The 25,205-nt window shown below is 55.2% G+C and carries 28 protein-coding genes; 19 read left to right on the forward strand and 9 right to left on the reverse strand.

Going from position 1 to position 25,205, the window contains the following annotated elements:
- The first annotated feature begins 218 nt into the window (after positions 1-218).
- Positions 219-644 carry a hypothetical protein gene (locus tag CFU_RS01140; RefSeq protein ID WP_041741045.1) on the forward strand — a complete coding sequence of 142 codons (426 nt, stop codon included), beginning with the start codon at positions 219-221 and terminating at the stop codon, positions 642-644.
- 225 nt (positions 645-869) lie between these two features.
- On the forward strand, positions 870-1,295 hold the full coding sequence (locus tag CFU_RS24260; RefSeq protein ID WP_148264727.1) for a hypothetical protein: 426 nt from the start codon (positions 870-872) through the stop codon (positions 1,293-1,295).
- A gap of 764 nt (positions 1,296-2,059) precedes the next feature.
- Here CFU_RS24260 and lepB read toward each other — a convergent pair.
- Together lepB and CFU_RS01150 are read right to left on the reverse strand one after the other, a co-directional pair.
- Positions 2,060-2,908, reverse strand: a complete 849-nt coding sequence (gene lepB / locus CFU_RS01145) for a signal peptidase I (RefSeq protein ID WP_041741046.1) — start codon at positions 2,906-2,908, stop codon at positions 2,060-2,062.
- A gap of 100 nt (positions 2,909-3,008) precedes the next feature.
- Entirely contained in the window at positions 3,009-3,380 is a 372-nt protein-coding gene (locus CFU_RS01150; RefSeq protein ID WP_148264728.1) for a hypothetical protein, read from the reverse strand.
- An 822-nt stretch (positions 3,381-4,202) separates the two neighbouring features.
- Here CFU_RS01150 and CFU_RS23165 point away from each other — a divergent pair.
- From CFU_RS23165 to CFU_RS25015, 13 genes are all read left to right on the forward strand, one after another.
- A complete protein-coding gene (locus CFU_RS23165) occupies positions 4,203-5,042 on the forward strand; it encodes a HEAT repeat domain-containing protein (protein WP_081466385.1) in 840 nt (279 codons plus the stop codon).
- Between the two features lie 477 nt (positions 5,043-5,519).
- Positions 5,520-5,762, forward strand: coding sequence for a hypothetical protein (locus CFU_RS24270; RefSeq protein ID WP_148264730.1), 243 nt, complete (start codon positions 5,520-5,522; stop codon positions 5,760-5,762).
- 722 nt (positions 5,763-6,484) lie between these two features.
- A complete protein-coding gene (locus CFU_RS25445) occupies positions 6,485-6,787 on the forward strand; it encodes a DUF6678 family protein (RefSeq protein WP_041742893.1) in 303 nt (100 codons plus the stop codon).
- A gap of 133 nt (positions 6,788-6,920) precedes the next feature.
- Positions 6,921-7,295: a hypothetical protein gene (locus tag CFU_RS01170; protein WP_014004221.1), complete on the forward strand. Its 375-nt coding sequence runs from the start codon at positions 6,921-6,923 to the stop codon at positions 7,293-7,295.
- A 98-nt stretch (positions 7,296-7,393) separates the two neighbouring features.
- Positions 7,394-7,813, forward strand: a complete 420-nt coding sequence (locus tag CFU_RS01175) for a hypothetical protein (protein ID WP_041741048.1) — start codon at positions 7,394-7,396, stop codon at positions 7,811-7,813.
- Positions 7,814-7,851: 38 nt separating this feature from the next.
- Positions 7,852-8,376, forward strand: a complete 525-nt coding sequence (locus CFU_RS01180) for an HD domain-containing protein (RefSeq protein ID WP_238531381.1) — start codon at positions 7,852-7,854, stop codon at positions 8,374-8,376.
- 85 nt (positions 8,377-8,461) lie between these two features.
- Positions 8,462-8,800: a hypothetical protein gene (locus tag CFU_RS01185; protein ID WP_041741049.1), complete on the forward strand. Its 339-nt coding sequence runs from the start codon at positions 8,462-8,464 to the stop codon at positions 8,798-8,800.
- Positions 8,801-9,029: 229 nt separating this feature from the next.
- Positions 9,030-9,341, forward strand: coding sequence for a hypothetical protein (locus tag CFU_RS24275; protein WP_148264731.1), 312 nt, complete (start codon positions 9,030-9,032; stop codon positions 9,339-9,341).
- Positions 9,342-9,472: 131 nt separating this feature from the next.
- On the forward strand, positions 9,473-9,898 hold the full coding sequence (locus tag CFU_RS01190) for an SgcJ/EcaC family oxidoreductase (protein WP_238531382.1): 426 nt from the start codon (positions 9,473-9,475) through the stop codon (positions 9,896-9,898).
- A gap of 152 nt (positions 9,899-10,050) precedes the next feature.
- Complete coding sequence (locus CFU_RS01195; protein ID WP_041741051.1) at positions 10,051-10,407, forward strand: hypothetical protein; 357 nt, start codon at positions 10,051-10,053, stop codon at positions 10,405-10,407.
- Positions 10,408-10,502: 95 nt separating this feature from the next.
- On the forward strand, positions 10,503-10,898 hold the full coding sequence (locus CFU_RS01200; protein WP_148264732.1) for a hypothetical protein: 396 nt from the start codon (positions 10,503-10,505) through the stop codon (positions 10,896-10,898).
- A gap of 177 nt (positions 10,899-11,075) precedes the next feature.
- On the forward strand, positions 11,076-11,477 hold the full coding sequence (locus CFU_RS01205) for a hypothetical protein (RefSeq protein WP_041741053.1): 402 nt from the start codon (positions 11,076-11,078) through the stop codon (positions 11,475-11,477).
- Positions 11,478-11,869: 392 nt separating this feature from the next.
- Positions 11,870-12,148 carry a DUF3566 domain-containing protein gene (locus CFU_RS25015; RefSeq protein WP_041741054.1) on the forward strand — a complete coding sequence of 93 codons (279 nt, stop codon included), beginning with the start codon at positions 11,870-11,872 and terminating at the stop codon, positions 12,146-12,148.
- 69 nt (positions 12,149-12,217) lie between these two features.
- On the opposite strand, the gene CFU_RS01215 is transcribed toward CFU_RS25015, so the two are convergent.
- On the reverse strand, positions 12,218-12,664 hold the full coding sequence (locus CFU_RS01215; protein ID WP_014004224.1) for a nuclear transport factor 2 family protein: 447 nt from the start codon (positions 12,662-12,664) through the stop codon (positions 12,218-12,220).
- 245 nt (positions 12,665-12,909) lie between these two features.
- Here CFU_RS01215 and CFU_RS01220 point away from each other — a divergent pair, with 245 nt between their 5' ends.
- A complete protein-coding gene (locus CFU_RS01220) occupies positions 12,910-13,749 on the forward strand; it encodes an NAD-dependent epimerase/dehydratase family protein (protein ID WP_014004225.1) in 840 nt (279 codons plus the stop codon).
- 78 nt (positions 13,750-13,827) lie between these two features.
- Here CFU_RS01220 and CFU_RS01225 read toward each other — a convergent pair whose 3' ends face one another.
- From CFU_RS01225 to CFU_RS01235, 3 genes are all read right to left on the reverse strand, one after another.
- Positions 13,828-15,405 (reverse strand): aldehyde dehydrogenase (NADP(+)), encoded by a 1,578-nt coding sequence (locus CFU_RS01225; RefSeq protein WP_014004226.1) that lies wholly within the window; start codon positions 15,403-15,405, stop codon positions 13,828-13,830.
- 127 nt (positions 15,406-15,532) lie between these two features.
- Complete coding sequence (gene kdgD, locus CFU_RS01230; RefSeq protein ID WP_014004227.1) at positions 15,533-16,444, reverse strand: 5-dehydro-4-deoxyglucarate dehydratase; 912 nt, start codon at positions 16,442-16,444, stop codon at positions 15,533-15,535.
- Positions 16,445-16,744: 300 nt separating this feature from the next.
- The gene (locus CFU_RS01235) at positions 16,745-17,515 is read right to left on the reverse strand and encodes a FadR/GntR family transcriptional regulator (protein WP_014004228.1); all 771 of its coding nucleotides are present in this window, start codon (positions 17,513-17,515) and stop codon (positions 16,745-16,747) included.
- Positions 17,516-17,828: 313 nt separating this feature from the next.
- On the opposite strand from CFU_RS01235, the gene CFU_RS01240 reads away from it, so the two are divergent.
- From CFU_RS01240 to CFU_RS01250, 3 genes are read left to right on the forward strand one after another with little or no spacing between them, the layout of a single operon-like run.
- Positions 17,829-19,187, forward strand: a complete 1,359-nt coding sequence (locus tag CFU_RS01240; RefSeq protein WP_041742895.1) for an MFS transporter — start codon at positions 17,829-17,831, stop codon at positions 19,185-19,187.
- Complete coding sequence (gene garD / locus CFU_RS01245) at positions 19,184-20,758, forward strand: galactarate dehydratase (RefSeq protein ID WP_014004230.1); 1,575 nt, start codon at positions 19,184-19,186, stop codon at positions 20,756-20,758. Before CFU_RS01240 ends, garD begins: the two co-directional genes overlap by 4 nt.
- A gap of 51 nt (positions 20,759-20,809) precedes the next feature.
- Complete coding sequence (locus tag CFU_RS01250) at positions 20,810-21,856, forward strand: lactonase family protein (RefSeq protein ID WP_148264733.1); 1,047 nt, start codon at positions 20,810-20,812, stop codon at positions 21,854-21,856.
- A 29-nt stretch (positions 21,857-21,885) separates the two neighbouring features.
- Here CFU_RS01250 and CFU_RS01255 read toward each other — a convergent pair whose 3' ends face one another.
- The 3 genes from CFU_RS01255 to CFU_RS01265 form a co-directional block, all read right to left on the reverse strand.
- A complete protein-coding gene (locus tag CFU_RS01255) occupies positions 21,886-22,929 on the reverse strand; it encodes a questin oxidase family protein (protein ID WP_014004232.1) in 1,044 nt (347 codons plus the stop codon).
- Between the two features lie 84 nt (positions 22,930-23,013).
- On the reverse strand, positions 23,014-24,324 hold the full coding sequence (locus tag CFU_RS01260) for an ATP-binding protein (RefSeq protein WP_041741055.1): 1,311 nt from the start codon (positions 24,322-24,324) through the stop codon (positions 23,014-23,016).
- Positions 24,314-24,991 (reverse strand): response regulator transcription factor, encoded by a 678-nt coding sequence (locus CFU_RS01265; RefSeq protein WP_014004234.1) that lies wholly within the window; start codon positions 24,989-24,991, stop codon positions 24,314-24,316. The genes CFU_RS01260 and CFU_RS01265 overlap by 11 nt, the downstream gene beginning before the upstream one ends.
- Between the last annotated feature and the right edge of the window lie 214 nt (positions 24,992-25,205).

Genomic DNA, 25,205 nt, shown 5'->3' on the forward strand with positions numbered 1-25,205 from the left:
GGAAGTTGCGAGACATGTCGTAACCTACCTCCATGAGGTAGCTGGTGGAATGATTTCACAAGACCCACAAAAGTCTGGTTGACCGAGTGTGGCCGGCATCTGTCAGCCAATACCGGTCCTTCGCGCGTAGCGTCAATTTGATACTATTCCGACAATTTTTGTGATCAAGATACTCCATTCAAATTTATCCAATGGCAGTGTGAAATGACAAGGATTTTATGTTGGCTCGTGCGACGATGCTGGGGTTGGCAATGGCTGTGTCCGGACATGTTTCGGCCTCAGAAGCGCTGATTTATGCTGCCGTTTACGAATGCAACTCAAAGTCTATAAATCTAGAAATGGTTCAAATATGCTCGACGCAGTTTCCCAAATTAGCGACCCGCGCAGCTGACGCTTACCGAATGTGGCTCACACGAAATTCTACCAAGGCCGCCGCGACTGAAAACGCTTGTGAACAAGAGTTGCGAGCCAAGGCAACGAGTGACTCGAAACTGGAAGTCGATGCAGTCCGCAAACAAATGAACGACCTGAAGAAGGAAATCAGAAGCAATTTCCAGGTGCGGGTACAGGTCGAAGGTGCAAGCGCATGCGATGAATCGCTGCGTCAACTAGAAACAGGTAGCGGTGCAATGGACCTCAAATAAACAGGTGATGGCATGCCTATTCCAAATTCAAGGAATTAATCATCGAGTGTATGACCAGCAGAAACCGGCCAACTGCCGCCATTTGGAGATGCTTCGAATCTGATGTTGTCAGAGAAACTTATTCGTGGCACGATAAGTTGAGTATCGACTAGGATCGCGTCAACCGCGCCAAACCCGCGCAAATTGCTGCTTGACGGGCTATGAGAACACGAAGGCAAATGGAGTATGAAAATTCAAGTCCGACTTTTGCTTTACGTCACGATGGCTATAGCAATTTGGTTCACCCTCAGTCGGGTCGGTCCAACCAACAAGTACTTACAGTTATCTCAAGCGGGCGTGCATTCCGTTGCGGTTGTCGTTAGACCTGATTGCACAAACCACGCAACAATAATTTATCGCTTTGAGGTAGCAGGCAATCAGTTTGAATCTCATGATGGCGCAAGCAATGCGGGGAAGAACTGCGCAAATGTTAAACCCGGTGATGTGCTTAGCATTCTTTACCTGCCAACTAATCCGACCGTCAACACCATTGGTGACCCCGGCGCCGAATTGCAAAACGAAAGAATTTCCGTCGCACTTGTTGCACTTTTCTTCCCGGCTTTTATCCTTTGGGCATATTTACGACGTCGGAAGTCATGGAAAGGCACATAACGTATCCGGCGAACGCCAAGATCGGTTTGGGTTGAATCGAGCCCGTACAACCGGCTCAAAACGGCAGCGGATTCAACTGGTCGATAGTGACTGCCAAACTAATGACGCTTCAAAACGCTGAGGCGCGAGTTCTTAGGTAAATGTGGGATTAGACATTATGCATACAGGCTCTCAAGCTGGCTATTGGGTTGTGGAGTGGACGGAGGATTGGGATTCGTCCCTTAATGAACTTATTGGTCGCCTCCCAGAAATAGTTGTGGGGCGGTATGTGGCCATCGCATCATGTGGTAGCGGACCATATAGACCGACAGACGTCGAGATAGCAGCTGGATGGCACAACCGACACGGAATGGCGGTTAGCCCGCGGATTTCAGAGGTTTCTCAATTGCCGATGCCTGGCTTTGACGAATGGTATGTGTACGATAATTCAGGAGCCCCCAATTACTGTCGCGCATTTGTAAATCACTTTGGATTTGCACCACTCGGCGCAAGCAACGACTTAGCAAATGCGTTCTGGTCACAAGTAGAAGTCTGTCAACCACTGCATGTGCTTGGTGCCGGAACACCCACAATGTTTTTTGTAACGCGCGACGAAGCGCTGTTTAGGAAAGTAACGAATGCTTAACTTGGGCTTCGCGCCGGTTGTGGAGGATGTTTGAGCTAGTTGCACGGTTACGAATCTGCCAGAAGCCGTCATTCAGCGGACGAATGAAACATTCGTGTGCGACACAGTTCTTCATGTAGAACAATGTGAAAAATTCCAATCAGAAGACATACGCGACTTTTCCCACTAAATTCGTCTCTGGGACAAATCCCCAATAACGACTGTCTTCTGAATTATCGCGGTTATCACCAAGTACAAAATATTGATGCTCAGGAACCTTACCTTCGAAGTCGGGGCTAGCAATGTTATTGAGAAGTTTTGTCCGCCAAGACGCACTTCCAAATCTTTCATCCACAATTACTTGCTGTGCCTCACTGACTTTTTTCTCGGTTTGGACTGTCACGCCGTTGATAACGAGTTGTTTGGATTTATATGAAATGACATCGCCCGGAAGCCCTATGATGCGCTTAACATAATCCAGAGATGGATCGGGCGGGTAACGAAAAACAAACACGTCGCCTCGGTTTACCGGCAGCGTTGGTGCTCCGGTTATCACGGGAATTCCAAAGGTTCCATAGTTACCGTACCCCCATTTTTTTACAACGATGTACGATCCTGCAGTCAGCGATGGCTCCATTGAACTGGAAGGCATTCTAAACGGCTCATAGAGGAAGCCGCGAAAGCAAAAAACAACAAGAACACTTGCGAAACATATGCTGATCAAGCCGTACCACTTGCTGTACCACGGTCTGGATACGAAAGTTCCGCTGCGCTTAGCGAGTTGGTGTGCATGGATAGCGCAAGCAATCATGATTAGCCAGGTAAAGGAAAAATACTTCAGTGCGTATGGACTTCTGGTCACGCTAAGCCAAAACTCAGTGATTCCAGTTATTACGCCAAAGAGGAAATAAAACAGTGCCCACCAAGGTTTGACCACGTAAAACATACCAATTGGTTGTAGCAAGAGCCCTAGTACAAAAGCCAGCCATTTATTCGGTTTCCACTGCATGTTGTTATATCCCGGTTGCATACATTGTTTAGCTTAATCTTCCGCCAGCTACGGTTTGCAGGTTTTATGGCTTTAAAGGTTTCTTGTGGCTGAATTATTATTACTGATAAATTCTAGTTACGATTTTCTTGCCGTCAGTTTCATACTCAAGCGTACTGTCATACGGAGCACCAAGCTGCCGCAACTTATTTTTGATGAATGGAATACCGTTCACGATATTGTCTAGTTCAATATCAATGCCAACCCATTCGACCTTTCGATCTTTTGAGAGTGAGCTCCCACCACCTGTAACCTCACCAAGATTCGCTTGCTTGAGTGCCTCATCAAGAGGATCTTCGTATTTATTTTCCCGCTCAATGGGCAGGATTGACTCGGTTACTCTAGCAAAGACAAAGGTGGACTTACCTTGTGTAATCCCCGGAACTGAGATGATAATTAACAGCGCGGCGATCAATGCTTGGAGTGGTTTCATGTTAGCCAGGGGGCCGAGGTAAGGGTTAGCTGCACCTAGATGGGTCACCAAAAAAACAAAGCTTTCGTCCCTATTGGAGATGACTGCAAGGGCAATAAATATATTGCCACAAAACAATTGTCTAGGCAATATTATATTTGCCGGATATCAATAACTGTTTTCGGCAAAAATGGGCAGTCGTGAGCGGTCTTCAAACTGCATTTTTCCCGAATAAGGCTTTCGTTTTGGTAGAGCCAAGCTGAGCCAAAGACAGCGATGAGCTGCATGAGGTAAATGATGCGCTCCGTGCAGAAGCCACAGGTTAATGTACATCGCGGCAGCCCGCTGTCGGCCAGGAACCGCCGGTCGGAAATTCTCCTCAAAGCCGACGTTCGCGCCGTCGCTTTTGGCAAGCTGCCGTGTTAAATTGGAATTTTGCAACATGTAGCAGGTAGAAACCCATGGCCTATTTTCTCCTAATCAGTATTTCGCTCGTCGCTACCGGACTTGCCTGGAAACGGATATTTGGAAAGGAAAAATATTGGGTAATCAAATTTGGCTATTTGGTTTTGTCAGCTATACCACTTGCTGGACCACTTTTCTATTTATTGATTGATCCGCCCGAGAGTTCGCCAATTGCTGTTCCGCCCGAAGAATTCTGGACTCCCAAAAATCCGAAGGTTTGGCCGTCCTTTAGTCCACTGATCAATTCACTGCGCAGACTTTTTTTTGGATCAGCAAATAGGGACCTGTAGAAATGATTGGGCACTCTTGGCCATAAGGTCCGATGCGTACTACCGGCCAATAGCTGACTCATAGAATGTAAGGAAGAAATCGACAAGAATGAATATTGGTAATCCAATGACGCATAGTCTCAAAAGCCTCGTCGGTATCGCACTTCAAGGCTGGGACAGCGACAAGAGTTGGCAGGCAATCGCGGAGCTGCAGATGCGCGGATCACCTGAAGCTCTCGCTATTTCCCGTAGGTTTACAAAGTGTCGGAATTGGAGAAAACGAGCTCTAGGCTTGTATGTCGCATCCCAGCTTCGCAGAAGCCAAAAAGGCGGGACGATAGAAAGCGTGGAGTATGCGTTGCGGGAAACGCAAGCGATGTTGTTAGTTGGTTTGCGGGATGACTGTGTTGAAGTTGTACGTGCCGCAATTTCTGGATTTGCTCACAGGCCGCATCAGTCGGCATTGCCGAATCTCATTAGATTTGCAAGCCACCCAGATCAACAGATACGTCTCCAAGTTGCCATTACGTTAGGCAGCTACATCGAGATTGAATCAATTGATGCGCTATTAATGCTTGCGACAGACATCTCTGATGACGTTCGCAATTGGGCGACCTTTGGCATCGGCTCGATGCATCGGGCAGATAATTCCAAGATACGGGACCTATTATGGCGCAATTTACAGGACAGCGATGAAGATGTCAGAGGTGAGGCGGTGGTCGGCCTGGCAATTCGCAAGGATGAGCGAGTCATCTCAGTCCTGCTTGAATTGTTAGACACTCACTGCCGAGTCTTTGAACTGGATGCTGCGGAACGAACGGCGAGTCCGCTGCTTTTGGATCGCCTGAACGCATTAAAGAAGTCTGTTACCGATAAAGATACAATTGATTCATATTGGTATCGACATCTTTTAGATGCGATTGTGGCGTGTAGTCGTACCAAAATGTAGGAACGGCCCAGATTTTTGGGTACGTAACCGGCCCAATTCGGCCAGAAGCGGCCGTTGACGAATACCCCCAAACCTATGCCATTTAAAAGGGAGCAGATCCTAATTATGAAAATCGAAGCCCTACACTGGAGTTTGGTAAACATTGCCGCCCGTCTGTTCGGAATTATGCTCTTGCTTGCAGGATTGGTCTTTGGACTTACGGCATTGGCTCAGCTTTATGGTCTCGACTTGCCCACGCCAGGAGTTAGCACACTAGGAAATTTTCTTCTGTCGGCGTTCTCTCTGGTATTCGCCGTATCGTTCCTTACGGTAAGGCCTTACAGACCAAATGTGGCAAGGCAAGATTCGGATACGCCGGGGGAGCATCAACCAAAGTTGGGATGGTGGACTGGCACACCCGCAAAAAATGTTTGAATGGGGGATATTCGGCACACTAAACATGAGGCCAAATCAGTCCATCAATAGGTTAAGAAATATATGAAACTATATGGCTACACAGACGCAGAATTACCGATAGAAGAAATTATTCCCAAACCTTTAGGGGAAGTAACTCTTTGTGCGACACCAACTGAACTTCGCAAAATGTCGGATTTTTTTATTTTCTGCGCATCCGAAATGGAACGTATGGGTTCTAAATATGACCATATTCATTTATCTGATAAGCATAAAGAATTCGTAGGATCGCCTCATTTTGTTCTCATGAAAAATAACGAGTACTGAAGTATTTGAAGGACGATCGCGGCCAGTAGCAGTCACCTGCGACCTCAGCCAAAAGCGGACATCTGGATGTCATCATTGTATGCTACTGGCCGCAGCTCTTTGCGCCCCAGGTATGGACTCTGACAACCATCTGCCACTGACCGTTTTAATGGAACTACGAATGACCGCCGTCGAATTGAGTCTGTCGCGATCGGCTCAAAACGGCCAATAGCAGTCCTCTAATGCGGCTATGATATTTGACTTGCGACACGATGAACGCCCCCCCATTTTTTACTGCATATTCGTTAGAACTCTATGTCAGATCGTCCTGAACTCACTGAGTACCTAGGTTTTTTTGAAGCTGAGCCCGAGATACTTAACCCCGAGGTGGGGTGGTGTTACGGTGCGAAATTTGTGTCGGTTCGCAACTGTGATCGGATAATCGCCATCATTGCGCCTGATGATGGTGAGATATCATTCAGGTGGTGGCACAACGATACGCTTCGTGCGGATTTTAACTTGAAGGGCGTGGTCGATTGGAACCTAGAGTGCAACGCCCAAAGAGAAGTCCTATTTCTCAAATTTCAGCAACCGGGTATTGGTTTTCTCTCGTTACAATTAAAGCCAGTAATCAGCTTTTCGTGGGTCACAGAATGGGCATAGGCCAAAGGTCTCAAAGGCGCAAATCGGCGTTGCGGACATTCGTGTCCGCCATCAACTAGGCGCTCTATATGTCTCCTGTCATGAACAACACGAAGTGGGAGGAATTGAGGCTCGGTATGATCGGGCTCGGCACGCCATCACCTCGGTTTCGCGTGCGTAATTTGCATAGCGGATACGTCAGTGCGTGGGATGGGGAGTGGTTCCACCACTTCTATGGACACCACGAAGAGGATGAGTGGGTTGAGATTTCCGTGACGTCCGCGGCCCAGCATGAGGCTGTTCTGCGGGTGCTCCGCTCAGTGCATGTGCCTGGCGTCACGACAGAGACAGGATTCAAAATCTTCGGCTACGTACCTCGTGGCACGCATGTTGAATATCTATAGCCCACGACGGAACTCGTCCATGATCGACCGATGAAATTGACCGCTATTTAACAACAACGATCACCTGTGATTTGTTGCGCATTTACCTTCATCTATGTGACATCATCTCAATTGGACACCGTTTAGAAAAAATATGGACTGGGAACCAATTTCCGAAGCATCACTATGGGACAAAATCAACGCCGCCGAAATTCGCATGAATCCACAGCAAGCGAGATTGTGGGAGGCGATACGTGTCTCGCCGCATAAGTGGGAAGAAAAATCCTACGGAGAACTTGGAAACGGGTTCTGGATAGTCGCCATTATCGGCACGACAGTGATTTGGTACAACGACATTGAAGATGGATTCAATCGTTCTCGTTACACCAGTTTTGGCACGATGGATGAATATTGGTGCAACCAAGATGAACTTGAGATGGCGCTGCAGTACGTACTTAATTTCATCGAAACCGGCCAAGAACTGGGATCAAGAATAAATCCCCCAATGCCTGGCAAATGGTCGCGCTAATTAAGCCCGCAACCAGCGAGTAGTTATTGTTCATTCTTTGTTTGGTCAATTATCGAGTATGACATTTTTGAATATGCCACTACGTTGAGAATACATCGATGCTAAGAATTGAATTTGAGGAGCCGACCGAGTCAGTCTGTAATTGCTGCCAAAATGCGATAGTCAGACTGACACGATTTGTATACAAAGATGACGATGCGTTCGCAGTCTACTATGCACAATATACGCATGGGCACAGCGAGAAGCGTCTCATCGGCATAATCAGCTTAGGCGAGTGGGGCAGCGATGAGGTCGGCGCGGAAGCCAGGTTGGCGTTCCCATTCCAGATTTGGATGAATGGCGACAATTTCCAAGTTGGCTTGGTTGATGCGAGAGACTCCCCCTGGAGCCATGTGACCTTCTTAGGCCGGATACTTGACCGCACAGAAGCGCTGGCACATGAGTGGATTAATGATGTATTCCACATCACTGACCACATGGTTGAGGATGATAAAGAAATCGTGGAGTACTTCAGTTAATATCGGCCAATTTTGGTGGTTTTGAAGGTGACGCCGACTTGCTTGCTCGTAGTGCGTTGGTTTTGAACCCGAGCTATGCGGCAGAGTTCGGCCAAAAGCCGCCGATTCCATTTTTTGAGGAGCTGATTATGACAATGTTGGAACGCGCAATTGCAATTGCAGCAGCGGCTCACGCAGGACAGGTAGACAAGGCAGGACAACCTTATATCTTGCATCCGCTACGGGTTATGTTACGTGTTACATCGGTGCATGAGCGAATGGCAGCAGTGCTTCACGACGTCGTCGAGGACACAAGCGTGTCGCTGCAGCAGCTTATTGCTGAAGGATTTCCGCCACAGGTCATCGCGGCCGTAGATGCACTAACCAAGCGACCTGGTGAATCGCGCGCGCAGGCAGCGCAAAGAGCATCTACCAACTTAATTGGACGCGAAGTGAAATTGGCAGATAACGCGGAGAACATGGACTTAACTCGTATTCAGAACCCATCGGCCCGTGATTTCGCTCGAGTTGAAGAATATAAGGTTGTGCGTGAAATTTTGTTGAAGGGTGGAACTGTAAGTTGAAAGAAGCATTCGGCTTCTGAACTGCGAAAAACGGGCACTCGCTCTTTGTTAAATTCGTAGAAAATCAATATCTAAATACAGAAAAATGGACCATCAATTCCACTTTGATATTCGCCTAAAAGAGCTGGAAGAAAAGGCGACTGGAAGACTCCTTATGGCAGATGTGTTTAATAACACTGCCTTTGACGACTTGTATTCCTATGCCTGTGCAAAAGCAGTCGAACTAAAAACTGAGTTTGTTATCCCCAGACAGTACTTAGCATCCATTTTGGACGCTGCGAATGCTATTCGTAGCCGTGCGGAGTATTTACCTGAGGTGAGATTGCATTTGAACGTTGCTCATAATTTCGATGTGCTTTTAAGTCTTATTGCAAAGGGCGAGGCTCCCGGGGATAGAAAACCTGGGGTGCCGACGATACTTTGAGCTTCAGGGCATTCATATCAGCTAGTAATGGCTGCCTGAAAGTAGAGGTAGATTACCAAATTTGAATGGATAGTTTAGAGAAAACGCTATATCGCCTTTGGGTCGAAATCGACCTGTTGCGGCCGGCTCAAAACGGCCAGAAGCGGTCGTTTCTGAAAGAGCTTTTTTTGCGGAATGCAGCATGCGATGATAAAGACGCGAATCACAATTACATTAATTTGACTCCAAGATGAGAATCTTTCCGCCAGTTGAAGAGAAGATTAAGGCTACATTCCCAGCTCAAGAAGCCGAGGTAGCTATTTCTGCATTGTCTGGTATGACAACGCCGCCTCTCGACAAGGAGTGGACGACGACCCGTGCACGTGTTCAGGTGGCGATTTTTATGTCATCTAAGTCGGACCTTGAAAGACTATTGGTCGGTGTTGCCAGTGCAGAAATTGATTGGCGAGATATTTTAGTGAATGGTGGTCTTGCCGAGTCAAATTGGCCGAGGGTCGCAAAAGATGCAGGCTTTGATATCCAGATAGACGAAACGACCTAGCTTATTTCCAAGTCCGTAATCGGCCAGAAGCGGTCCTCTGGCATCAAGCCATCAAGCTACGGTTCGGTTAAGCCCCAAAACAGACGTTGGGTACTTTCATATAGACGCTTATGAGGATCCACATGATTCAAATGAAACAACCCGAAGACGCACCTCATGCGTTTCAAACCGCCTGGAACAATCACGACATGCAATCCTTCGGAGCACTGTTCCATGAGGATGCGACGTTCGTTAATCGGTTCGGGCACTATGTGCGCGGTGTCGATGAGATCGTCAAGCTGCATGCGCCCATCCACGCAACGATCTACAGCGATTCCATGCTTGAGAACGAGCTAATCGATGTAGTCGCGATCAGCGACGACGCGGCGGTCCTGCACTTCTGGAGCCGCCTCGCGGTCGGAGCGGCTCATCCGGCGGGGCCACACGCTGTCGATACGGTGATCCTTGCCGTGCTGACGCGGCAGGCATCTGAGTGGCGAATCAAGGCACTCGAGAACGTAACTCTGACGAATCCACGCACGGGAGAAATTGTGTTGAGAGACGGACGGGATTCATGATCGAGCGGGAAAAAATTCTTCCGCACCGCACAGGGGCGTAGCGGATACCCGCTTCGAATCGAAAGTGATCGTCTTCTATCGGTCAAAAACATGCAGTCGGAGACATGCACTGGACCCGATTTCGATTGTGACACAACCAAATATCATGCGAAATGATCAAGCTAATTTCATTTTTTCTGCTGCTGATTGCGAGTTATTTTGGCTGGTGGGCCATCACTTATGCCGCCGTAGAGTGGTGGTGCGGGACGTTCCTGCTTGCTGCCTGTGCGGTAGGTCTACTGTTGCGCTGGAAGGCAGCGAAGTACTTTTGGAATACTATCGCTCTTGTCGCAAGTTTGGGCTGGTTGATCTCGATCGTGCGCCTTGTGCTCAAGGGATGGCCTACAGGCGACTATCTTGATACTGTCATTTCGCTCATCCCTGGTGCGTTGCTGTTGACAGTTTGCTTCGCCGGAAGCCAAGCCGTAGCGGCGCACTACCGGGTGAGTGGCAAAACGGAAAAGCCATAACTGATATTTGGTTGCTGTGGGTTGTAGATTCAACCCGCCGCAACCGGCCAAGAGCAGCCGTCCCACTCGACATCATAATTGGGAGATACAGCGCAATGCATTACACCGGCCACCTGAATGGACACGAAGCAATCCTCGCTATTTGTGGTCTTATAGGCGTTTTAATGGTTTCATTTTGGTTTGTTCCAAGAATACCCCGGAGCTTAGAGAAAGAAAAACTAGCTGAGCTCTCGTGTAGAGCTTTTATCGTGTTTGGTCCTTCGTGGTTGAAACAAGGGGGGCAATTTTATCGAGTCTCAGTTTATGAAGATTTTCTTCTGTTCGTGTTTTGGGGTACACAAAAAATCCACTACAGAGATGTCAAGAACCTCGATATTCAAACTGGCAAGAATGTCACGATGACCGTGCATGGAGTGAAGGTCAAGATTTTTGGCTCCAGCGGTCAGATGAGATTGCTTTACTCTCAATTGCAGGTCCGCATTCATTACTAAGCGTCGGAAATCGGCGGCGGAAACGGACGCTCGATAACGGCGTCTAAATTGTCGGTAATCGGCTTTCGTTGTTGGGATTTTCCCTTGCTTATCGGCTGAGGCTTTAATCTATCAAACACGGGAAAATTTTTTAACGTATCCTCCTAAAATCCCATTTTCTGGCTGGATGGAGATCCCATGGCTTTCATATATGACGACATAAATCGCAAAGCTCACGATCCTGAACGAGATGTGACCATCGTGCCTTCGACGAAATTTTATGACACATCGGAATTACCGTATTGCTACGAAAGTAAACAATGCAACTTCACTTTCCTGTCATCTTTCAAGTACGAGACCAAGACAGTTACTCTCAAGAACGGCAAAATTTCTGAAGCAAAAATTCCAATAGAAGCACATATTCAGGAAAAGCCGTTGTGGATGACTTTCGCTTTAAGCGGGTGTGGCATCGAATTCGCCAAACTGCATTACGACTCAGTTAAGAACGCCATCGAAGAGGGGATGTTTTGCTTGGAAATGCACGGCGAAGAATGTTTATCTACCGTTCCAAAATTCAGGGTTGTATTCGTGCCCGATTGACGCCTTTGGACAACGCACATCGTTGCAATCAAAAACAGCAAGACCATCATGCTGAGCGACTGCTTTAGGCAATTCCGAAGGTCCCTTTCGGGTCGTAAGCACCCATCCAGCAATGCCAGATCGGCCAAATGCGGAAGTACATACACTCGCTTTATTTAGCGTTGATTGCGTACCTTATTCATGGCAGCATAGGCAAATTCTTTACGCACGGCAATCTGACCGGGTGTTTGATGCTCAAGCACATGGGGGAATAATGGGATTTGGCAGGAAGTTCCTGGTTTCCGGACTGGCTTATGCGCTCCTCGGACTGGCGTTCGGGATTTGCATGGGCATAGCAGCGCTACGATGAGTACCATTGATAATCTAATAATTTATACCAGGGAAAACAAATCATGAAAAAACAGATATTGAGCATTTCGCCGGTCCAAACTGCCAAGGTAGTAGCCCTTCTTTACTTTGCTATTTCCTTCCCGATCTTTGTTCTGATGAGCCTGTTTTTCCTGATTGTCCCAGGAACCAAAGCGCCAATGATGGTTCCGATGCTCGTGCTTCCCTTTATTTATCTAGTCGTTGGTTTTGTTTTCACCGTTATTGGCGCGTGGGTTTACAACCTCATTGCAAAATGGGTCGGCGGCATTGAATTTACCACCGCAGATATTGAAAATTCCTGACACGAATATTCACGCGGGCCTGCGCAGATAAACTTCCGCGCAGTCCCGCCACGATCAGCCAAGCATGCCTTATGCGTTGAAACGCACCGCTTGCCTTGCCAGCAGGCGCCAATGGCCGCTATCCTTTTTCCACACCATCAGGATTTTCAGGGATACATTGCCTGGCTTGCCTGAGTCGTTGGTGACCGCCACCAGGGTATGACGCACCACTGCGGTATCGCCCGAGATCTTGACGCTCTGATCCGACAGGGCGATGCTGGTGAAGTCTGATGCGCCGCTGACCAGCGCGCCTATGAATTCCGCCTTGTCCTGCACCTTGCCGTTCGAGTGGCCATAGCTCAGTTCGTCCAGCGCCAGCCGGTCAAGCGCTGCGCGGTCGCCGGGATGGAGCATTGCCGCCCGCAATTGCTCGACTTGCTCTGCTACTCTTTCTTCATCGGGGGCTGCAGCCGCTCCGTGGGCGATGCTCATGGAGCAGATCACCGCAGCGCATAAATGCATCCATTTCTTAAACATTCAGATCTCCTTGGTGGCTTGTTTTCTTATCAGTCATCATACAACTTGAAGTGATTTCCACAATGCCGGATTTTCGTCAGTTATTCCAATCAAATAGGTGATTTGACAAGGACGGCACGGACAAGAGATAATCGTTCAAGTTGTATGACAACGTATAACATCAGACGGAAGCATGGTCAAGGGCAGCACCGCCGCAGATACGCGACAATGCCTGCGATCTCTCTCAAATCGACACGGGACACGGCATGAGCGACAAGACAAATAATGTAGAAGGCGGCGCGCGCTACCAGCGTCTGTTATTGACCGGCGCCGGCGGCGGCCTGGGCAAGGTATTGCGGCCAAGGCTGGCGGCGTTTGCCGCCACCGTCAGGGTTTCCGACCTGGCTGCGACGTTGACAGAAGACGGCGCGCCGCATGAAGAAGTACAGCCCTGCGATCTGGCCGACCGCGCCGCGGTCGATGCGCTGGTGGCCGGCTGCGACGCCATCGTGCATCTGGGCGGGGTGTCGGTGGAGCGGCCGTTCGAAGAAATCCTGGAAGCCAACATCAAGGGCGTGTTCCACATATACGAAGCGGCGCGGCGCCATGGCGTCAAGCGTGTCGTCTTCGCCAGCTCCAACCATGTCACCGGCTTTTATCGGCAAGACCAGGTGATCGACAGCCATGACCTGCGGCGCCCGGACGGTTATTACGGCTTGTCCAAATCCTACGGCGAAGACATGGCGCAGCTGTATTTCGACCGTTACGGCATCCAGACAGTCAGCATCCGCATCGGCAATTCCTTCCCGACCGCGAAGGACCGGCGCGCGCTGGCCTGCTGGCTGAGTTATGACGACCTGACGGAGCTGCTGCGCTGCAGCCTGTTTACACCGCAGGTGGGACATACGGTGGTGTACGGGATGTCGGACAATAACGGCGTCTGGTGGAATAACCGCCATGCTGCGCATCTCGGTTATACGCCGCGCGACAGCTCGGAACAATTCCGCGCTGCGGTTGAAGCTCAGCCTCTGCCCGCCGCCGACGATCCTCTGCGGATATACCAGGGCGGTATGTTTACCGTGGCGGGGCCGTTCGATCTGCAATAAATATAGATGATGCGTGGATAATGAATCTATAGTCGTTATATTGCAACCACCGCCAGGCAGCGGTGGTTGCCCGCATCATCAAGCCGCCACGAACTCTCCGTCTACCAAACGCGACAAGCCTGATGGATTGCCATCCTGGAGTTCGATCGGCAGCAGCGCCCCCGGCAAGTCCTGGTAGCACACCGGCCGCAGGAAGCGGTCGATGGCAGTGGCGCCGACCGAGGTGCTGCGGCTGTCGGAGGTCGCCGGGAACGGGCCGCCGTGCACCATCGCATATGACACTTCCACACCAGTCGGAAAACCATTGACCAGGATGCGGCCGGCCTTGCGCTCCAGCGTCGGCAGCAGCTTGCGCGCCAGCGCGTGGTCTTCTTCATCCAGTTGCAGCGTAGCGGTCAGCTGGCCGGCCAGGTGTTCGGCGACGGCGCGCATTTCGTCTTCGTCGCGGCAGGCGACCAGCAGCGAGCTGGGGCCGAAGATTTCATCTTCCAGCTGCTCGGTGGCGAGGAAGGTAGCGGCGTCGGTAGAGAACAGCGTCGCCTGGGCTGCGCATGGCGCTGCCGGCGCCTGGCCCTGGCCGAGCGTATCGACGCCGGCCAGCGCGCCCATGCGCTCGACGCCGGCGACATAGGCGTCGTGGATGCCGGGCGTCAGCATGGTGCCTGCCGCCTTGGTCTTCAATGCCTGCAATGCCGCTTCCTGGAACTGCACCAGATGTTCGCCAGCCAGGCCGATCACCAGGCCGGGATTGGTGCAGAACTGGCCGACCCCCATGGTCAGCGAATCGACGAAAGCCGTGCCGATTTTTGCTGCACGCGCAGCCAGCGCATGCGGCAGCAGGAACATCGGATTGATGCTGCTCATCTCGGCGTACACAGGAATCGGTTCACGCCTTTGCGCCGCTGCGCGCACCAGCGCCAGTCCGCCCTGGCGCGAGCCGGTGAAGCCGACCGCCTTGATCGCAGGGTGGCTGACCAAGGCCTGGCCGACTTCGTTGCCGGCGCCGATGACCAGGGAAAACACGCCTTCGGGCAGTTTGCAGGCAGCGACCGCCTGCTGGATCGCACGTCCCACCAGTTCCGAGGTGCCGGGATGGGCATTGTGGGTCTTGACCACTACCGGGCAGCCGGCCGCCAGCGCCGAGGCGGTGTCGCCGCCGGCCACCGAGAACGCCAGCGGGAAATTGCTGGCGCCGAACACCGCGACCGGGCCGATGGCGATCTTGCGCAGGCGCAGGTCGGAGCGCGGCGGAGTCCGTTCCGGCAGCGCCGAATCAAGGGTGGCGCCGAGGTAATTGCCGGCGCGCAGCACGCTGGCGAACAAGCGCAACTGGCCGACGGTGCGGCCGCGTTCGCCTTCCAGGCGTGCGGTAGGCAGGCCGGATTCCTGCGCGGCGCGTTCGATCAGCGCCGGTCCCAGCGCCAGGATGCCGCCGGCGATTTCTTCCAGGAATTCCGCGCGCTGCTGCGCGGTGGTTGCGCGATAGCTGTCGAAAGCCTGTTGCGCCAGGGTGCAGGCGCGATCTACCTCAGTGACGCCGCCGGCGCCGAAATCCGGGCCGATCTTTTCATTGGTGGCGGGATTGACGGCACGCAGCGTGCCTTCCGCGCCGCGCACTGCAGATTGGCCGATGAGCATTTCACCAGTGATATTCATTGATATTCCTTAGTTCGATTTCTGGCATTTGGTAGGGTGGGCACGTTTTTGTGCCCACGCTGTTGATACGCGTGGGCACAAAAAACGTGCCCACCCTACAGATAGTGCTTTTGTGAGCGCACTGATATTACTGCGGTCCCTGCGCCAGAATCAGTGCCTTCAGCTGTTCCCGTTCTTCCACATTGAGATCAATCAGCGGTGTGCGCACCGGCCCGCCGTCATGGCCGACTATGGTGGCGCCGGCCTTGACGATACTGACCGCGTAACCGGCTTTCTTGTTGCGGATCGCCAGGTAAGGCAGGAAAAAATCGTCCAGCAGGCGGCCGGTGGTGGCGTGGTCGTCGTTCTTGATCGCGCTGTAGAAATCGATCGCCATCTTCGGCAGGAAATTGAATACCGCCGAGGAATACACCGGCACGCCGAGCGCCTTGTAGGGCGCGGCAAACAGTTCCGCTGTCGGCAAGCCGCCGAGATAACTCAGGCGATCGCCCATGCGGCGCCGTATCGACACCATCAGTTCGATGTCGCCGATGCCGTCCTTGAAGCCGATCAGGTTAGGGCAGCGCGCCGCCAGCAGTTCTACCGAATCCGCATTCAGGCGGCAGATGCCGCGGTTGTACACCACCACGCCGAATTTCACCGAGTTGCAGATGGCTTCCACATGCGCGACCAGGCCGTCTTGCGAAGCTTCGGTCAGGTAGTGCGGCATCAGCAGGATGCCTTGCGCGCCGAGGCGTTCGGCTTCCTGCGCGAAAGCGATCGCGGTGCGGGTCGGGCCGCCGGCGCCGGCCAGGATAGGCACTTTGCCGCGGCAGGTTTCGACCGCCACCCGCACCACGTTGGAATACTCCGCGGTCGTCAGCGAAAAGAACTCGCCGGTGCCGCCCGCCACAAACAAGGCGCTCGCACCGTAGGGCGCCAGCCAGTCGAGCCGAGCTGCATAGGTGCTGGGGCGGAATTCGCCTTGCGCATCGAAATCGGTGATCGGGAAGGACAGCAGGCCGGAGGAAAGCGTTTGTTTGAGTTCTTGAGGAGTCATGGTCTAGGGATGAAGTAGTGCTGCGGTTGATAATCGGATGCTTGCGCCGCAAGAAGGCGTCCGGCATCCGGGTGATTGAGTTATCAGTCATCGTACAACAAAGATTTGCAGTATGCAAGCCTGGAAATGTTGTTTGTTTAATTGGAGAGAGAGAAAAACGGCGGCAAAAGGCTGGTAGGGTGGGCACCTGTGCCCACGCGTGAATTCACGCCACGTACATGCCATTCCGATACCACGCGGATGTAATTCGGTTATCTCGGTTACGCGTGGGCACAGGTGCCCACCCTACTGGCCGCTGAGTTACGACGCTAGCGCCATGCTGTCCTGCACCTTGCGCAAACGCTCGCGGCTGTTGCTCAGGTGGGTGCGCATCGCAGCCCGCGCAGTTTCCGGATCCTGGCGCACGATGGCATTATAGATATCTTCGTGTTCGCGGTGGACGCGGTCCAGGTAAGCCGCCGGATCGTCATGCGCCAGCTTGGCGGAATTGATCCGGGTGCGCGGAATGATGGTGGTGCCGAGGTGGGTCAGGATGTCGACAAAATAACGGTTGCCGGTGGCTTGCGCGATGTGCAGGTGGAACTGGACATCGGCCGCGACCGAGTCGCCGTGCTCATGGGCGCTCTTCTGGAAGGCGTCCAGCGCCATCCGCATCTGCGCCAGCTGCTCGTCGCTGCGGCGCGCCGCAGCCAGCCCGGCAGCTTCCGCTTCGAGGCTGATGCGCAGTTCCAGGATGGCCAGGATATCGCGCATGGTGATCACGGTTTCCGGATCGATGTCGAAGTTGCTGGAGCTGCTGGCCGCCAGCACAAAAGTGCCGATGCCGTGGCGCGTCTCTACCAGCCCCGACGCCTGCAGGTGCGAAATCGCCTCGCGGATCACGGTACGGCTGACGCCCTGGGTGCGCATCAGCTCGGATTCGGTCGGCAGCTTGTCCCCCGGCTTGCTGCTGCCGCTGCGAATACTGTCGGCAATATTGGCGACCACGCTCTGCGCCAGGTTGCGATGCTTCTTGCGCGGTGCGCCAGGATCGGGCTGCGCCGTGAGCGATGTATTGAGCGGTGTATTCATAGGTGGGGGCCGCGAGAAAGGTAAATCTAGTTGCTAAAATATTTTTCGCTGATTATACTACGATTCAAGTTGTAGGATGACTGATAACATCACGGTAGTTTAACGCAAGTTAAACATCAAGAATAATAAGAACGGCGCCTTGTAACAAGCCCTCGGCCTGGACCCGCAGCACGCGGTGCGGGCCGCGAGTGGCGGAAGCTGCGCATTCCAGGCCGCTTTGCCGCAGGCGCCGACTCTGGCGAAACAGGAGACGTAAGTGAATAACGATAAAACGGCGGGGCCGGCAATAGCCCCGCGCGGCAAGCTGCGCTACATGATTTTGTTCATGCTGTTTGCGGTGACCACTTTCAATTACGCTGACCGTGCGATTCTTTCCATTGCCGGCACGGCGATGAAGGGCGAGCTGGGCTTCGATGCGGTCACCATGGGTTTCATCTTCTCGGCTTTCAGCTGGGCCTATGTGCTGGGGCAATTGCCGGGCGGCTGGCTGCTTGACCGCTACGGTTCGAAACGGGTGTACGCCGCCAGTATCTTCATCTGGTCGCTGTTCACCCTGCTGCAGGGCGGCGTGCATTTCCTTGGCGTGCTGTGGGCGGTGCCGGCCTTGTTCATGCTGCGTTTCATGGTGGGCCTGGCGGAAGCGCCGTCGTTTCCCGCCAACGGCCGCATCGTCGCCGCCTGGTTCCCGACTACCGAGCGCGGCACCGCCTCGGCGATTTTCAACTCCGCGCAATATTTCGCCACGGTATTGTTCGCGCCCCTGATGGCCTGGATCACGCACGCCTACGGCTGGTCGGAAACGTTCGTGGTCATGGGCGCGGCCGGGCTGGTGCTGAGCATGGTCTGGATGCAGGTGATGTACAGCCCGAAAGACCATCCGCGCATGACGCCGGCGGAACTGGCGCATATCCGCGACGGCGGCGGCCTGGTCGACATGGATCAGGGACTGGGGCAGAGACAAGGACGTGCGGCAGGCAAGGGCCCGCAGGTGAACCGCGGCGTCAAGCTGGGTTATCTCAAGCAGCTGCTCAGCAACCGCATGCTGGCCGGCGTCTACCTCGGCCAGTACTGCATCAATACCATCACCTATTTTTTCCTGACCTGGTTTCCGATCTATCTGGTGCAGGAGCGCGGCATGTCGATCCTGAAGGCCGGCATCGTGGCGTCGCTGCCGGCGATCTGCGGTTTCCTGGGCGGGGTGCTGGGCGGCCTGATTTCGGACCGGCTGATCAAGCGCGGTTTTTCGCTGACCTGGGCGCGCAAGATTCCCATCGTCGCCGGGCTGCTGCTGTCGACCACCATGATCTTGTGCAATTACGTCGATACCCAGTGGATGGTGGTCGGCATCATGGCGCTGGCGTTTTTCGGCAAGGGCGTCGGCGCCCTCGGCTGGGCAGTGGTGGCGGATACTTCGCCGAAAGAAATCATCGGCCTCACCGGTAGCCTGTTCAACATGTTCGGCAACATCGCCGGCATCACGGCGCCGATCGTGATCGGCTATATCATCAAGCAGACCGGTTCCTTCGAGTGGGCGCTGGTGTACGTCGGCGCCAATGCCTTGCTGGCCGTGATCAGCTACCTGGTGATCGTGAAAGACATCAAGCGCGTCGAGCTCAAGCCGCTGGACGATGCAGGGCAGCCGTACAAGAAATTATCTGGAGTGGAATCATGAGCAAGGCAGCAACCGACAGTAACGCGCCGTTGTATATCCGCATGCAGGAGCAAGACAACGTCGCCATCGTCGCCAACGACGGCGGCTTGCCTGCCGGTTCGGTATTTCCCTGCGGGCTGGTGCTGCGCGACAAGGTGCCGCAAGGCCACAAGGTTGCCCTGGGCGAGATTGCCGAAGGCGAGGCGATCGTGCGCTACGGCGTGGTGATCGGTTATGCGCAGCGGCCGATCGCGCAAGGCAGCTGGATTGACGAATCGCTGGTCAGGATGCCGCCGGCGCGGGAACTGAGCAACCTGCCGATCGCCACCCGCACTCCTGCAGTGGCGGCGCCGCTGGAAGGCTATACCTTCGAAGGTTATCGCAACGCCGACGGCTCAGTCGGCACCCGCAACATCCTGGCGATCAGCACCACGGTGCAATGCGTGTCCGGGGTGGTGGAGCATGCGGTCAAGCGCATCAAGGCCGAGCTGCTGCCCGCTTATCCGCATGTCGACGATGTCATCGGCCTGGAGCACACCTATGGCTGCGGCGTGGCGATCGACGCGCCGGGCGCCGAGATTCCGATCCGCACCCTGCGCAACATTAGCATGAATCCGAATTTCGGCGGCCAGGCGATGGTGGTCAGCCTGGGCTGCGAAAAACTGCAGCCGGGACGGTTGTTCCCGCAGGGTTCGATTCCCATCCAAAGCACCGGCGGCAGGGAAGACGGCTTGCGCGTGGTGTGTCTGCAAGATGCAGAGCATGTCGGTTTCGAATCGATGATCGTGTCCATCATGGCCACGGCGAAGGAACAGCTGGCTGAACTGGACAAGCGCCGCCGCGTTACCTGCCCGGCGTCGGAGCTGGTGGTCGGCGTCCAGTGCGGCGGCAGCGACGCCTTTTCGGGCGTGACCGCGAATCCGGCGGTAGGCTTCGCCAGCGACCTGCTGGTGCGCGCCGGCGCCGCCGTGATGTTTTCCGAAACCACCGAAGTGCGCGACGGTATCGACCAGTTGACCGCGCGCGCCGCCAGCGCCGAGGTGGCGCAAGCCATGATCCGCGAGATGGCGTGGTATGACGATTACCTGACCCGCGGCGGCGTCGACCGCAGCGCCAACACCACGCCCGGCAACAAGAAGGGCGGCCTGGCCAACATCGTCGAAAAGGCCATGGGCTCTATCGTCAAATCCGGCAGCAGCGTGATTTCCGGCGTGCTGTCGCCAGGCGACAAACTCAGGCAAAAGGGTTTGATCTACGCCGCCACGCCTGCCAGCGATTTTGTCTGCGGCACCTTGCAGCTGGCGGCCGGCATGAACCTGCATGTCTTCACCACCGGCCGCGGCACGCCCTACGGCCTGGCCGCGGTGCCGGTGATCAAGGTCGCCACCCGCAACGACCTGGCGCGGCGCTGGCACGACCTGATGGACATCAACGCCGGCCGCATCGCCAGCGGCGAGGCCAGCATCGAAGACGTCGGCTGGGAACTGTTCCACCTGATGCTGGATGTCGCCAGCGGCCGCAAGCAGACCTGGGCCGAGCATCACAAACTGCACAATGCCTTGACGCTGTTCAATCCGGCGCCGATCACCTGACAGGATAAAATGCATCAATATTTCTGCCGTCTGTGTCTTTCCCTGGGGTTCATGATGATGAACGTTTCGGCTTTGGCTTCGGCCAAAACCATGGTGTATGTGTCGAACGCCGACAGCCGCGACATTTATGTCATGGAGCTGAGCCAGTCGGACGGCAGCGCCAGCCTGGTGGAGAAGGTGGCGACCGGCGGCACGGTCATGCCGCTGGCGGTCAGCCCCGACCGCCGCTTCCTGTACGCCTCCTTGCGTTCGCTGCCGTATTCAGTCAGCAGTTTCGCCATCGACCGCCAAAGCGGCAAGCTGAGCCTGTTGTCGACCGTGCCGCTGGCCGACAACATGGCCAACCTGGCGACCGACAAGACGGGCCGTTTCTTGCTGGCGGCGTCCTACACCGGCAACAAGATTTCCATCAACCCGATTGCCGACAAGGGCGATGTAGGAGCGCAGCCGCTGGCGGTGATTCCGACCCGGGAAAAAGCCCATGCGATAGCGACCGATCCGGCCAATACCTACCTGTTTGCCAGCAGCCTGGGTGGCGACGTCATCCTGCAATATCGCTTCGATGCAAGCAGCGGCCAGGTCACGCCCAACGTTCCGCCGTATGTGGAAACCAGGCAGGGCGCCGGCCCACGCCACTTCGTGTTCGACCGCCGCGCCCGTTTCGTCTACGGCACCAACGAACTGGACGGCAGCCTGAATACTTATCGCTACGATGCCGGCAGCGGCGTCTTGACATTGCAGGCTTCGGTGTCCCTGCGGCCCAAGGATTTCCAGGGCGCGGCGCTGGCGCCGGCCGACCTGCACCTGACGCCCGACGGTCGTTTTCTGTACGCCTCGGAGCGCACCTCCAGCACGCTGACCGGCTTTGCCGTCGATCCCGATAACGGCGCATTGACCCTGATCGGCACTTTTCCCACCGAGACTCAGCCGCGCGGCTTCAATATCGATCCAGGCGGCCGCTACTTGCTGGCGGTCGGCCAGAAATCGAACCGCATGAGCAGCTACGCCATCGACCAGAACAGCGGCGCCCTGCGTTTGCTGCATCAGTACGATATGGGGGCAAATCCCAACTGGATCGAGATCGTCGACCTGCCATAGCCGATGCGGCTGGCAAGGCCGGCCGCCTATCAATGCATCTGGAACATGCGGCCGGCCCGCCGCGTTGCTGCCGCCAGGTACAGCGGCGACGGCGCGCGCAGGTTTTCGCAATAGCAGGTGTAGACCATCTTGATCACATGGTCGTCGTCGGAAGCGATGGCGGTGGTGAACAGGTCCTGCCAGGTGTCCGGGCTGTCGGCCAGGGTTTCCTCGTCATCGAGTGTCGCATTCGATGTTGCCAGGGGCGGCGCGCCTATCGACACATATGCAGCGCAAAGCGCCACCCACAACTCCGGCAGCAGGCGCTGGACCAGCGCTGCCGGCAAATGGGACAGCACCCGGCGCGCCGCATGCAGGCCGGTGACGATATGCAAGGCGGTGAAATTATTGGTCTGCCAGTACAGGGCAATTACCGCCCGCGCCATGTCGTCCAGCAGCTGCGGCTGTGCCGGCGCGGCCGGCAGCACTGCGTAAAACAGCGGGTAATCGGCCACCGCCCGCAGGCGCGCGACAATCATGCCGCCGGTGAACACCGTGCCATGCAATGCCCGCGACAAAATCGCCAGGCCCTGGTTTACCGAAGCCGCCGGCGCCCGCCGGTGCGATCCGGTGTCGATATGCAGGTTGCCGCACACCAGCGCCGCCAGCCCGGCGGCGATTTCGCTGAGATGCTGCGCTTCCAGGCCGTAGGCAAGCCGGATCAGGGCATGGAATGCGCCGCTGGCCGGTGCAAACGGTATCTTGCCCAGCACTTGTTCAAGCACGGCATCGGCGCCTGCGCTCCAGATCCACTCTTCAAAATATTCGCGCAGGGCGCTAAAAGCGCTGGCGTCGCCGAGGCAGGCCAGCCATGTTTCGCGGCTGACCGCGTTAACTGCCGGCCTGGCGGGCACCGCGAAGCGGCGCTCCCACATGTCAAAAAATTCCTGCAGGCGCTCCGGCTGGGCGCCCATGCCGGCCAGGGCGCACAGCGCCATCGGGCAATGGTTGGTGGTGCCCTTGCCGTCGCTGGCAAAGCGGGCGTTGGCGTCGAGCAGGCGGTGCAGGGTTGGTTCGCGTAGTCGTTGATTCATGTGACGGCCCCAAGATCAGTGGTTGACTGGCGCAGTATGCAAGTTCAAGTAAACTTTAAGTCAACAGGAATTTTGCGGGCGCGCTTATGCTGCTCTTTTGAAGATGACGCTGGCTTTCAATCCCGACAGGCGCCGGGCCTGGCCTAGCTGCACTTCAGCCTGGTGCAGTTCCGCCACCTGCTTGACGATCGCCAGGCCGAGGCCGCTGCCGGTGGCCTGCGGCACCAGGCAACGGTAGAAGCGGTCGAACACGCGTTCCCGTTCGGCTGGCGGAATACCCGGCCCGCTGTCTTCGATTTCCAGCAGGATCTGGTCCTGCCGGGCGCGGATGGTGACGTCGACCTGGCCGCCGCTGGGGGTGTAGCGCACGGCGTTGTCGATCAGGTTGCGTAGCAGGATGTGCAGATGATGCTCCGATCCCATGATGAGGCCGGCATCCAGCTGCTCGACCCCGAGATTTATCTTGCGCGTGCTGGCATAGGGGATCAGGTCGATGGTGACCTCGCGGGCAATTTCATGCAGCTGCAGCGGGATGTGCGGATCGTGGATGCCGGCCGACTCCAGGCGCGACACCATCAGCAATTGCTCGACCAGGTGGCTGGTACGCTTGACGCCGGCCTTCAGGTCCGCCAGCGCGCGGGTTTCGCGCCCGCTGCCCAGCGACTGTTCTACCAGCTGGGTCTGGATCTGCAAGGTGGCCAGCGGGGTGCGCAATTCATGCGAAGCATCGGCGATGAATTTTTTCTGGCTTTCGAGGGCGACGCCCAGGCGCTGCAGCAAGGTGTCGAGCGCATGCGTCAGCGGCCTGATTTCGGCAGGCTGGTCCTGCGTAGCGAGCCGGCCCAGCTTGTCGGGAGTGCGCTTGGCCAGCTCTTGCGACAGGCGGGTCAGCGATTGCAGGCCGGTGCCGACGCTCCAGTGGATGAGCAGGGCCATGATCAGCAAGAAAATCAGCAGCGGTATCAGCGAACGCAGTGCATGCTCGATGGCGATATTGCGCCTGCCGGTCAGCGATTGCGCCACCTGGATCAGGTTGCGGTCGGTCTTGCGGATGAACAGTTTCCACTCGCTGCCGCGCCATCTGGTTTCACTGAAACCCAGGGTTGAAAATCGCGGCAGGACGATGGCTGGATGGGAGTTGTAGCTGAGCTTGCCGTTTTGATCCCAGATCTGCAGGATGCTGTCGTCGCCGTCGTATTTCAGCGCCGGTCCGCTGGTTTCCAGGTCGCTGCCGCTGAAATGCACCGGAATGGCGGAGGCGATCTGGCTCATCTGGTCGTCGTAGATATCGGCCAGCAGGGCGCGGTCGATCAGGTAATCGGCCAGCACAAAGCATGCGCCGAGGATGGTCAGGCCGGACAGCAGCCAGAACAGCAGGCGGTTCCTAATTGACACACGAATTCTCTTCGCCGGCGAGCATATAACCCAGGCCACGAATGTTGCGGATCACCCCCGGGGACAGTTTTTTTCGCAGCGCGTGGATGTGCACCTCGATGGTGTTGCTCTCCACCTCATCGTTCCAGCCATACACCTTGTCGACCAGCTGCGCGCGCGACAGCACGGCGCCCGGTTTCTCGATCAATGCCGCCAGCACCATCAGCTCGCGGCTGCTCAAGGCGATGTTTTTCCCCTTGTAGGCGACGGTATTGCTGGCCGGGTCGAAATGGATGTCGCCGTGCGTCAGCAGCGGGCTGGTGCGGCCGCCGCTACGGCGCAGCAAGGCGCGCACGCGCGCCGCCAATTCATCCAGGTCGAACGGTTTGCTCAGGTAATCGTCGGCGCCGGCGTCCAGTCCTTCGATCCGGTTCAGCACGCGGTCGCTGGCCGAGAGGATGATGACCGGCGTGCCGTTGCTGTCGGAGCGCATTTTCTTCAGTACTTCCAGCCCCGATTTGCGCGGCAGGCCCAGGTCCAGCAGCACCGCGGAATAAGTCTCGGCGGCCAGCGCGGCTTCGGCGGCAATCCCGTCCTGTGTCCAGTCGACGGTGAAGCCATAGGGATAGAACCCTGTGCGGATGCTGTTGCCCAGCATGTAGTCGTCTTCAATCAGAAGTAAGCGCATCGGATCCGCCTTAGTCGACCCTTGAAGATAGCAGCCGATTATGACCAGCGCATGAAATATGCCGCCGATTGACGTAAATCAGACAGATTCCGTACAGCTCATTTTCGCTTAATTTTCAAGGCTTATGCTTCGCCCCGAACTACGGCCAACGGCTACCTGCATGCCATGCGCCGGATATTTTCTTCCGATTTTTTGCGGCAACGATTCTAAAAAG

It is taken from the genome of Collimonas fungivorans Ter331, assembly GCF_000221045.1.
Lineage (GTDB): Bacteria > Pseudomonadota > Gammaproteobacteria > Burkholderiales > Burkholderiaceae_D > Collimonas > Collimonas fungivorans_A.

Coding starts and splice junctions, on each gene's coding strand:
- CFU_RS01140 (WP_041741045.1), top strand. CDS start 219: ATGTTGGCTCGTGCGACGATGCTGGGGTTGGCAATGGCTGTGTCCGGA.
- CFU_RS24260 (WP_148264727.1), top strand. CDS start 870: ATGAAAATTCAAGTCCGACTTTTGCTTTACGTCACGATGGCTATAGCA.
- lepB (WP_041741046.1), bottom strand. CDS start 2,908: ATGCAGTGGAAACCGAATAAATGGCTGGCTTTTGTACTAGGGCTCTTG.
- CFU_RS01150 (WP_148264728.1), bottom strand. CDS start 3,380: ATGAAACCACTCCAAGCATTGATCGCCGCGCTGTTAATTATCATCTCA.
- CFU_RS23165 (WP_081466385.1), top strand. CDS start 4,203: ATGAATATTGGTAATCCAATGACGCATAGTCTCAAAAGCCTCGTCGGT.
- CFU_RS24270 (WP_148264730.1), top strand. CDS start 5,520: ATGAAACTATATGGCTACACAGACGCAGAATTACCGATAGAAGAAATT.
- CFU_RS25445 (WP_041742893.1), top strand. CDS start 6,485: ATGAACAACACGAAGTGGGAGGAATTGAGGCTCGGTATGATCGGGCTC.
- CFU_RS01170 (WP_014004221.1), top strand. CDS start 6,921: ATGGACTGGGAACCAATTTCCGAAGCATCACTATGGGACAAAATCAAC.
- CFU_RS01175 (WP_041741048.1), top strand. CDS start 7,394: ATGCTAAGAATTGAATTTGAGGAGCCGACCGAGTCAGTCTGTAATTGC.
- CFU_RS01185 (WP_041741049.1), top strand. CDS start 8,462: ATGGACCATCAATTCCACTTTGATATTCGCCTAAAAGAGCTGGAAGAA.
- CFU_RS24275 (WP_148264731.1), top strand. CDS start 9,030: ATGAGAATCTTTCCGCCAGTTGAAGAGAAGATTAAGGCTACATTCCCA.
- CFU_RS01190 (WP_238531382.1), top strand. CDS start 9,473: ATGAAACAACCCGAAGACGCACCTCATGCGTTTCAAACCGCCTGGAAC.
- CFU_RS01195 (WP_041741051.1), top strand. CDS start 10,051: ATGATCAAGCTAATTTCATTTTTTCTGCTGCTGATTGCGAGTTATTTT.
- CFU_RS01200 (WP_148264732.1), top strand. CDS start 10,503: ATGCATTACACCGGCCACCTGAATGGACACGAAGCAATCCTCGCTATT.
- CFU_RS01205 (WP_041741053.1), top strand. CDS start 11,076: ATGGCTTTCATATATGACGACATAAATCGCAAAGCTCACGATCCTGAA.
- CFU_RS25015 (WP_041741054.1), top strand. CDS start 11,870: ATGAAAAAACAGATATTGAGCATTTCGCCGGTCCAAACTGCCAAGGTA.
- CFU_RS01215 (WP_014004224.1), bottom strand. CDS start 12,664: ATGTTTAAGAAATGGATGCATTTATGCGCTGCGGTGATCTGCTCCATG.
- CFU_RS01220 (WP_014004225.1), top strand. CDS start 12,910: ATGAGCGACAAGACAAATAATGTAGAAGGCGGCGCGCGCTACCAGCGT.
- CFU_RS01225 (WP_014004226.1), bottom strand. CDS start 15,405: ATGAATATCACTGGTGAAATGCTCATCGGCCAATCTGCAGTGCGCGGC.
- kdgD (WP_014004227.1), bottom strand. CDS start 16,444: ATGACTCCTCAAGAACTCAAACAAACGCTTTCCTCCGGCCTGCTGTCC.
- CFU_RS01235 (WP_014004228.1), bottom strand. CDS start 17,515: ATGAATACACCGCTCAATACATCGCTCACGGCGCAGCCCGATCCTGGC.
- CFU_RS01240 (WP_041742895.1), top strand. CDS start 17,829: ATGATTTTGTTCATGCTGTTTGCGGTGACCACTTTCAATTACGCTGAC.
- garD (WP_014004230.1), top strand. CDS start 19,184: ATGAGCAAGGCAGCAACCGACAGTAACGCGCCGTTGTATATCCGCATG.
- CFU_RS01250 (WP_148264733.1), top strand. CDS start 20,810: ATGATGATGAACGTTTCGGCTTTGGCTTCGGCCAAAACCATGGTGTAT.
- CFU_RS01255 (WP_014004232.1), bottom strand. CDS start 22,929: ATGAATCAACGACTACGCGAACCAACCCTGCACCGCCTGCTCGACGCC.
- CFU_RS01265 (WP_014004234.1), bottom strand. CDS start 24,991: ATGCGCTTACTTCTGATTGAAGACGACTACATGCTGGGCAACAGCATC.